Below are 8,854 nucleotides of genomic sequence, written 5' to 3' on the forward strand. Positions count from 1 at the left end.
CAGGGCGCGTACCCAGAAACTGACCCAGTGCTATGCGTGGAGTTTTAGACCGATAAGTTATAAGGCAAATAGCCGCGATGCTCGCAGCCGCGTTATTTCTTCCCTCAGGGTGGTCAGTGTGTCGCGGGTTTTCCTCGCACCAGCGCGCGAAACGCAAACCGGTTCGGGTGGCAGGCTTCGGCCACGCTGGCCGGTACCGGCAGCGGTTCGTCGCTCAACCAGGCGGCCAGTAATTCGCCGCACAGCGGCGCGGTGATCAGCCCGCGTGAGCCGTGGCCGCTGTTGATATACACGCCCGGCAACCACGGGCAGGGCGTATCCGGGACTTGTCGGGCGTCTTTGCGCAGTACGGCATAAGCCTGTTGGAACGCAGCGCTTTCGGCCAAGGGTCCGACGATTGGCAGGTAGTCAGGGCTGGTGCAACGAAAGGCGGCGCGGCCTTCCAAGTGTTCGGCATTCAGTGAGTCAGCACCGAGACGCCGCAGCAGGTCTGCGGAAATCTCCCGCAGCATTGCAAGGTTGCCGGTGTGTTCGGCGAGGGTGGGTGTGAGGTCTTCATTGTTGAAGTCAAAACTGGCGCCCAAGGTGTGTTCGCCAAGCCGGGCTGGTGCCACATAACCTTCGGCGCACACCACGGTGGCCAATGCCGCACTCGCCGGGGTTTGCGCCAAGCGCGTGATCTGCCCGCGAATACGTTTGAGCGGCAAGCCCGCACTGAGCGGGAAGCGCTTTATTTCGGCTGCACCAGCCAGTACTACCACGCTGGCGCTGGCCAGTACGTGGTCGCCGTCGCGCGCTTGCCACTGCTCGTCGACGCGGTGCAGCTCAAGCGCCTCATGGTGAGTGAACACCTTGATCAGCGGATGCGCAGCTTGCCATTCGCATAGCGCCGGTGGATGCACCCAGCCACCTTCCGGGAAAAACAGCCCGCCCTGGGCCAGTTGTATACCGGCCTGCTGTTGAGCCTGATCCTGATTCAATACATGCAACAGATCCGGTGCAAAGGCCTCGGCCAGTTGCGCCTGGCGCTGGGCTTCCTTGGCGTCAAACGCCAGTTGCAGGACGCCGCAGCCGTCCCAGTCAATGCCTCGGTGCAGGTGCTCCAGCAGGCGCCGGGTATGGCCGAAACCGCTGAGTATCAGCTGCGACAGTGCTGTGCCATGGGCCGACAACTTGAGGTACAGCACGCCCTGCGGGTTGCCCGATGCTTCCTGGGCCAGCGCGGCGTGACGCTCCAGCAAGCTGACGCGCCAACCCCGGGCGACCAGGCTGGCGGCGGTAGCGCAACCGGCCAGGCCGCCACCGATGACCATCGCATGGCGTTCGCCGTCGACGGCTGCCGGGCGGGCAAACCAAGGTTTGAGTAGGGCCGGCGGTGGCGTATCTTCGGGCCAACCGAGGAACTCACCGCGCAGGATCTCCCACTTGTGGCCAATGCCGGGCGTGCGCTTCATCTTGAAGCCCGCGGCGTTGATCAGCCGCCGCACCCAGCCGGTGCTGGTAAAGGTGCTGATGGTCGAGCCGGGTGCCGCCAGGCGCGCCAGTTCGGCGAACAGCTCGGCGGTCCACATGTCGGGGTTCTTGGCCGGGGCGAAACCGTCGAGGAACCACGCGTCGATTTGCGCATCCAGTTGCGGCAATTGCTCCAGCGCATCGCCGATCAACAGCGTCAGGGTCACGCGGCCGTTATCCAGCACCAGGCGCTGGAAGCCTTGATGGATCGCAACGTACTGCGCCAGCAATTGCTCGGCAAACGCTTGCAGTTCGGGCCAGAGGGCGAGGGCGCGCTGCAGGTCTGCGTGGCTCAGCGGGTATTTCTCCACGCTGACAAAATGCAGGCGTGCCCCGGCCACCGCGTGTTGCTCGAACAGTTGCCAGGCGCAGAGGAAATTCAGCCCTGTACCAAACCCGGTCTCACCAATCACCAACCGCCCATTCACCGGCAAGGCAGCGAAGCGTTCCTGCAAGCGGTTCTGCTCAAGGAACACATAGCGGGTTTCTTCAAGGCCCGACTTGTCGGAAAAGTACACATCGTCGAAGACCCGCGAGTGCGGTCGACCTTGTTCGTCCCAGTCGAGCTGGGCGTGGGTGATGGGGGTCATGGGCGGCTCATAAAAAACGCAGGCAAAGGCAAGGCGGCCATTCTAGCCGATCACGGGGCAGAGGGCTGATCGCGGGTGGTAACCCTATAGATCTTGCATGGAAAAACCTGCTGTGCGCACCCTCCAAGCCATCAACAATCAGCGTTAATCCTGGGCAGATTGCTGCGGTATCGTCAGTCCTTGATTTATAGGCAGTAAAGGATATTGCTGATGCGGCACCAGGATGATTTGAACAACAAGCTGAGCCAGTTGACCCAGAGCCAGTTGCAAGCGGCCTTGCTGGAAATGACCGGTGATCTGGACAAAGCCCAGGTGCTGCAAAAGCAGCTGCCGGGCTGGATGGTCAATGCGCCGGCGGGCGTGCTGGATGCATTGACGAAAGATGCCATACAGGTTGCCGATGCCCAGGCAGCTGTCGCCGAGCGATTGAAGCCATTGCAGGCGCTGGATGAGTTTTGCAGCGAGCGGCTCAAGCAATACTGCACCACACGATGGCAACGGGTTGTGGACCCCCAAAAAGATTTGTTTATTCGTGCGATCAACGAGTACGAGAAAGAAGTCTTGCCATTGAAGTATGTGAAGACGGTGCGGCTGGTGCAGGACAGCCTGCTGCATGTGGCGATGCAGAACTTTTCAGAGGATGAAGCCCGAGCGCAGCACTTTCCCGTCGGGTCGCTGTTGCGGTCGGGGTCCGCCGCTCGTGAGGTCATTGGCATTACACCCCTCGAGTTTGCCCAGGGGTGTCGTGCCCTGGACCTTGGCCGTTTGTATCAGCAGCACATCAGTGACGTGTTCAAGCTGGACACTGACCCGGCCAGTGATGAGCCCTACCTCAATGTGGTGGCGACCGATATTGGCCGAATGAAAGTTCTGGATGTAAAAGTCGACGCCCACATTGCCTTTATGCGCGGCGATATTGCCCAAGGCACCTACGAGATGCTGTGTGCATTGCTGGAGCGCAAACTGGCCCCCTCCGAAGTTCAGGCCGCAGGGCTGCTGTTTCAGGGCCGCCCGGTGATTTGGCAAGGGCTCAATACACAGGGTGCTTGCCTGTGGAGCATCCTGGTGTTCTCTGCTCGGCCGATTGCGCAATACCCGCAAGAGCCTTGTGTGGTGTATATGCCCAATGAGCCGGAGCGGCCATTCTTTGAATACGCCTCGCTCGATGACTTTCAGGTCTACCTCAAGCGCAAGCTCAAGGTTGCTGCGTATCGTGTCTTTTTTACCCGATACCTGAGCCAGGCCGACCGAGTCGGATTTTTTAGCCGCTTCGATCAAGCCCAGACCCTGGGGGCACTGGACGCCAACCCCATTACGGTCAACCTGGCGCGACACTTTTTCGACACTTACGCCGCAAAGCTGCAAGCCGATGCGCGGGCCTTGGCGGTGCCGGTGGCCGACGTTGATGAGACGCTCCGTGAGCAGCGCTTGCAGACGTATCTGGACGCCGGTTTGACGATGCTCAACCTCGCAGGGTTTGTCGTCCCGGAGCTGGGGTTATTGATGACCGCCGTCGCGGTGGGCCAGATGCTCGGCGAACTCTATGAGGGCATCGAAGACTGGCGCCGTGGCGATAAGGAAGAGGCGTTCCAGCAGTTGGCAGTGATAGCGCAAAACATCACATCGATGGTGTTGTTCGCAGCAGGGAGCAAGGTTGTCGGTTCGGCAATGCAGCGTACCGGCCTTAATCTGAATGGTTTTTTTCGTAAATTCGAGGTGATAAACCCCGCTGCCGGCAGCCAGCGGTTGTGGCGTCCGGATATCACGCAATACGTCCATGATCAGCGCCTTGGCGACGACGAGGCTGGCGATGCGTCGGGAGTCTACAAAGTCGAGGGGCATTCGTATGTCAAGGTCAATGACCGCATCCACCGGGTTGCGTACGACGCGAAGCTGGATCAATGGCGGGCCAGCCACTCGGTGCGGCAGACGGCTTATCGCCCGCAATTGCTGCATAACGGTGAAGGTAGCTGGCGTTTTGCGTTCGAGAGGCCCGACGAGTGGGAGAGCCCGGAGTATCTCTTTTCACGCTTGAAACCGACCGGGCCCGGTTCCTCGCTCCCGGCGAGGAAACTTCTGCAGATCAAGGCCATCCTGGATAAACCCGATGATTGGGGCGTCTATCAGGCCCAGGAATGCTTGCCTTTTCCCGCACGCTTTCGCGATCTGTACGAACGTTTCAGGCTCGATCAGTCCATTCGCGATTTGAGCTGGCAGTTGGAAAGCGGTGCATCGCCCAATGTTGAAAACTCGACCTTGCAGATGCACGCCTTGCCCCTGTTACAGGGGTGGCCCGCGGGGCGCTATTTTGAAGTGCTGGATGCACAGGGCAGTGTCAAAGCTCGTTACCCCGCCAGCGGACCCTACAACAATGCAGGCCTGCGATTGACGCTCACCGAGCCGATGCTCAGTACGGGAAAAGTGTTTGATGTGCTGTTGTCCGGGCTGGATGAGGCACAAAAGACTGGCCTGCTGGGGGAGGGTGTAGCAGTCGATCAGGAGCACAGCGTGCTGGCGCGTCAGTTGCTCGCGCATCTGAAGGCTGATCGCAAGCCGCTGTTTGAGCAGTTGTATCAGGCCTATGACGGGCCCGTACCGTCGGAATGGGCGTTGCTCAGGCGCACCTACCCGCAATTGCCCTGCACGCTGATGCGCGAATTGATGGCCGAAACAACCACCGTGCAGCGTGAGTCCCTGCGCGATAACCAACGGATTCCCATGGTGTTGGCCGAGTCAGTGCAACGTGCGCTTGAGGCGCAACGCCTGGACCGTGCCTTGATGGGGTTTGAGCAGCCAGAGTTGGCCAGCCTGGATACCGCGCTCATCGCGGTTCGGACAATGCCGCGCGTGGCGGGCTGGGGCGCAGAGCTGCGGCTGGAGTTGCGCCAGGACTCGCCACAGGGCGACTTGTTGGCCTTGGGCGCGCTTAAAGACGCTGGCGTGCGGCGGGTAGTGGTCAGGTCGAACGCAGGGTTTGAAGCGTTCAGCGACAATGGCCGCAGTCTCGGTGGGCCTTATGCCGGGCCGGATGGCCTGTTCGAGGCGATCGATGCAGCGCTGATGGAGAGCCAGCGCGTGGCAATGGGGTTGCCTCTGAAAGACGCCAGTAACGTCTGGCGATTGCGCTACATGAGTTCCTCGCAGGCCAAAGGCGAGCGGGAGCTGGCAGCCGAGGCTTTTTCCAGCCAAGTCAGCGAGCCCGCGCTGGAGGCGGCCCCCTGTGAGATGGCCGATTTACCGACCGGGCCGTTGGTTCATCCGCGTGCGCTGGTGCGTAAGGTCAAGCGTTTGTACCCGTTGTTCAGTGACGCTCAAGTGTCTTCGCTGCTGATGACGTTGGGGGCTGACCACCTGGCCAGGGCCAAGGCAGTAAAGCGTTTGAAGGCAGAGCTCGGCCATTTGCGAGCGCTGCTCAAGCACTGGAAGGCCGATATCAAGGGCATGGAAACGCAGCCGGGCCTGAGTGATATTCGTTATAGCCGCGAGCAAGTGGCAGCGCGCATTGAAGCGTGTTGGCGGCGTCAAAGCTTTGCGCTGAATGAGTACCAGGCGTCCGTTGCCAGCTTGAACCTGGACGGCATGCGCGTTGGATCATTGCCGGTATTGCCCGCCGACATTCGATTCGACCATGTTCGGCAGTTATCACTCAGGAACATGCGATTGGACGATGACGTCGCTTATTTTCTGAAGTGCTTTAAAGGTGTGCAGCACCTGAAACTGGATCGTAACCGCCTGACCCGTTTGCCGGAAGTCATCTCGCGGATGCTCGATCTGGAACGTTTGTCGATGCCCCGCAATCGTCTTGCGCTCACCGAATACACCCGGCTCAAACTGGCAGACCTGAATACGTTGCGCCTGCTGGACCTGAGCTACAACCCGCTGGATAAACTGGTGGATGTCAGCCGCATGCGTGACTTGCATACCCTGTTGCTGCAGGACACCAAAATCGTCGATTTACCTGCTGGGCTTGCGCGCCTGGCCCACCTGGAGCAAGTGGACCTGCGTAATAACTTGATAACTATATTGCCGGAGTGGTTGTTTACGGTGCCGCGTAGTTTCAGCCAGTCGATTGACCTGGGCGGTAACCCGCTCTCCAGCACGGCGGTAACGGCGCTTACGCGTTACCGCGATGAAGTGGGTATTGGCATGGGCTATGTAGAGGACGATCGGCCACGCATGACCGAGCTGAAGGCCAGGGCATTGTGGTTGCCGGACGCGGTGGCGGCCCGAGAGGCCCACAAGTCTACCGTTTGGGCTAACCTTCGGGATGACCCGGAATCGACGCCGTTGTTTCACTTGCTGGCTGAACTGTCCGGTACCGCCGACAGTCATCATGTGCGCGAGGATATGACCCAGCGGGTCTGGGATGTGTTGCAGTCAACCCACGATAGTGTCGATCTGCGCGAGCAGGTTTTCCAACTGGCAGCACATCCGGCAAATTGCGCAGATGATGCCGCGCAGATTTTCAGTCAGATGGAGGTTTTGAAGGAGGTCGAAAAGGCCACGCAGCAAGCTGCTCGTGTACAGGGCAACTCCGGGGCGTTACTGAACTTGGGCCGAGGTTTGTTTCGCCTCAGTGAGCTGGAGAAAATTGCGGCCACCTACGCAATCGAAAACGCGTCCGTGGACCCGCTGGAAGTCAGCCTCGCATTCCGGGTCGGGTTGGCCAGGATCCTGCAGTTGCCGGGGCAGCCCAAGCACATCCAATATGGAGAATTTGCCAATGTGACCCGCGACAGTCTGGAGGTGGCGCAATCTCAAGTGCGCACGGCAGAGCTGTCCCCCACTTTCTTGCGTTTTATTTCACAGTTAGCGTTCTGGAAAACCCACCTTAAACAGCAATTTTCCGCTGAGTTCCAGTCGGCAACCGGGCCCTTTGATACGCAGCAGCAAGCACTTTTTGAGAACAGCCAGAACCTCACCGACGCAGAGTACCTCAAGCAAATGGAGGCCCTGCGTTTGCCGCGCCGGCAGGCAATTATCGAAGTGGTAGAGCGCCTCACCCAGCAGATGTTGAGACAGCAGGAGTTGGGCATTTGCCATGTTCCCGGGGACTAGGCATTTGGGCCGGTGATTGATCCACGGCAAGCGTGTTGGAATTCCTTGACTGTCGAGGTGCCCAATCCGCTAGTCTTGAGCCATCTTGAAACGGAGCTGCCCATGTTCGAATCCGCCGAAATCGGTCACGCCATCGACAAAGACACCTATGACGCCGAAGTGCCGGCCCTGCGTGAAGCCTTGCTGGAAGTGCAGTACGAGCTGCAACAGCAGAAACGCTTCCCGGTGATCATCCTGATCAACGGCGTCGAGGGCGCGGGCAAGGGCGAAACCGTCAAGCTGCTCAATGAGTGGATGGACCCGCGCCTGATCGAGGTGCGCACCTTCGACCAGCAGACCGACGAAGAACTCGCGCGCCCACCGGCATGGCGCTATTGGCGTCAGCTACCGGCCAAGGGCCGCATGGGCATCTTTTTCGGCAACTGGTACAGCCAGATGCTGCAAAGCCGTGTGCATGGTCAGATCAAGGACGCGCGCCTGGACCAGGCCATCGCCGGTGCCGAGCGCCTGGAAAAGATGCTCTGCGATGAAGGCGCGCTGATCTTCAAGTTCTGGTTCCACCTGTCCAAAAAGCAGATGAAGGCGCGGCTCAAGGCGCTGGCCGACGACCCGCTGCACAGCTGGCGCATCAGCCCGCTGGACTGGCAGCAGTCCGAGACCTACGACAAGTTTGTGCATTTTGGCGAGCGCATCCTGCGCCGTACCAGCCGCGACTACGCGCCGTGGCATGTGATCGAAGGCGTGGATGCGCATTACCGCAGCCTCACGGTGGGCAAGATCCTGCTCGAAAGCCTGCAAAACGCTCTGAAACTGCCCAAAGGCAAGGCCAGCGGCATGAACCCGGCGCCGTTGATCGCCTCGGTGGACAAGAAGAGCCTGCTCGACAGCCTCGACCTGACCCTGCGCCTGGAAAAATACGATTACGAAGAACAGCTGATTACCGAGCAGGCGCGCTTCTCCGGCTTGATGCGCGACAAGCGCATGCGCAAGCACGCATTGATCACCGTGTTTGAAGGCAACGATGCGGCGGGCAAGGGCGGGGCGATCCGCCGCGTGGCCGCGGCGCTGGACCCGCGTCAGTACCATATCGTGCCGATTGCCGCGCCGAGTGAAGACGAGCGTGCCCAGCCGTATCTATGGCGGTTCTGGCAGAAGATTCCGGCACGCGGCATGTTCACCGTGTTCGACCGCTCGTGGTACGGCCGCGTGTTGGTGGAGCGCATCGAAGGCTTCTGCACCCCTGCGGACTGGATGCGTGCCTATGGCGAGATCAACGACTTCGAAGAGCAACTGCGCGATGCGGGCGTGATCGTGGTCAAGTTCTGGCTGGCCATCGACAAAGATACGCAGTTGGAACGCTTCCAGGCCCGCGAAGAAATTCCCTTCAAGCGCTTCAAGATCACCGAAGACGACTGGCGCAACCGCGACAAGTGGGACGACTACCGGGCCGCCGTCGGCGACATGGTCGACCGCACCAGCACCGAAGTGTCGCCCTGGACGCTGGTGGAAGCCAATGACAAGCGCTGGGCGCGGGTAAAAGTGCTGCGCACCATCAACCGCGCGCTGGAAGAGGCGTTCGACAAGACCGACAAGCACGATAAAAAGAAAAAGAAATAACCCTGGCGGCACTTCCTGTGGTGAACGAGGCACCTGTGGCGAGCAGGCTTGCCCTGCGTTGGGCTGCGCAGCAGCCC

Annotated in this window: 3 protein-coding genes; 2 read left to right on the forward strand and 1 reads right to left on the reverse strand. The window is 60.1% G+C overall.

Going from position 1 to position 8,854, the window contains the following annotated elements; genetic code table 11:
* Positions 1-113: 113 nt before the first annotated feature.
* The gene (gene mnmC, locus K0H48_RS18690) at positions 114-2,102 is read right to left on the reverse strand and encodes a bifunctional tRNA (5-methylaminomethyl-2-thiouridine)(34)-methyltransferase MnmD/FAD-dependent 5-carboxymethylaminomethyl-2-thiouridine(34) oxidoreductase MnmC (RefSeq protein WP_219268625.1); all 1,989 of its coding nucleotides are present in this window, start codon (positions 2,100-2,102) and stop codon (positions 114-116) included.
* Between the two features lie 210 nt (positions 2,103-2,312).
* On the opposite strand from mnmC, the gene K0H48_RS18695 reads away from it, so the two are divergent.
* Both K0H48_RS18695 and pap read left to right on the forward strand, forming a co-directional pair.
* Positions 2,313-7,160 carry an NEL-type E3 ubiquitin ligase domain-containing protein gene (locus tag K0H48_RS18695; protein WP_219268626.1) on the forward strand — a complete coding sequence of 1,616 codons (4,848 nt, stop codon included), beginning with the start codon at positions 2,313-2,315 and terminating at the stop codon, positions 7,158-7,160.
* A 102-nt stretch (positions 7,161-7,262) separates the two neighbouring features.
* Positions 7,263-8,777: a polyphosphate:AMP phosphotransferase gene (gene pap / locus K0H48_RS18700; protein ID WP_219268627.1), complete on the forward strand. Its 1,515-nt coding sequence runs from the start codon at positions 7,263-7,265 to the stop codon at positions 8,775-8,777.
* Positions 8,778-8,854: the final 77 nt, after the last annotated feature.

Source organism: Pseudomonas sp. Xaverov 259 (genome assembly GCF_019352915.1).
Taxonomy (GTDB): Bacteria; Pseudomonadota; Gammaproteobacteria; order Pseudomonadales; family Pseudomonadaceae; genus Aquipseudomonas.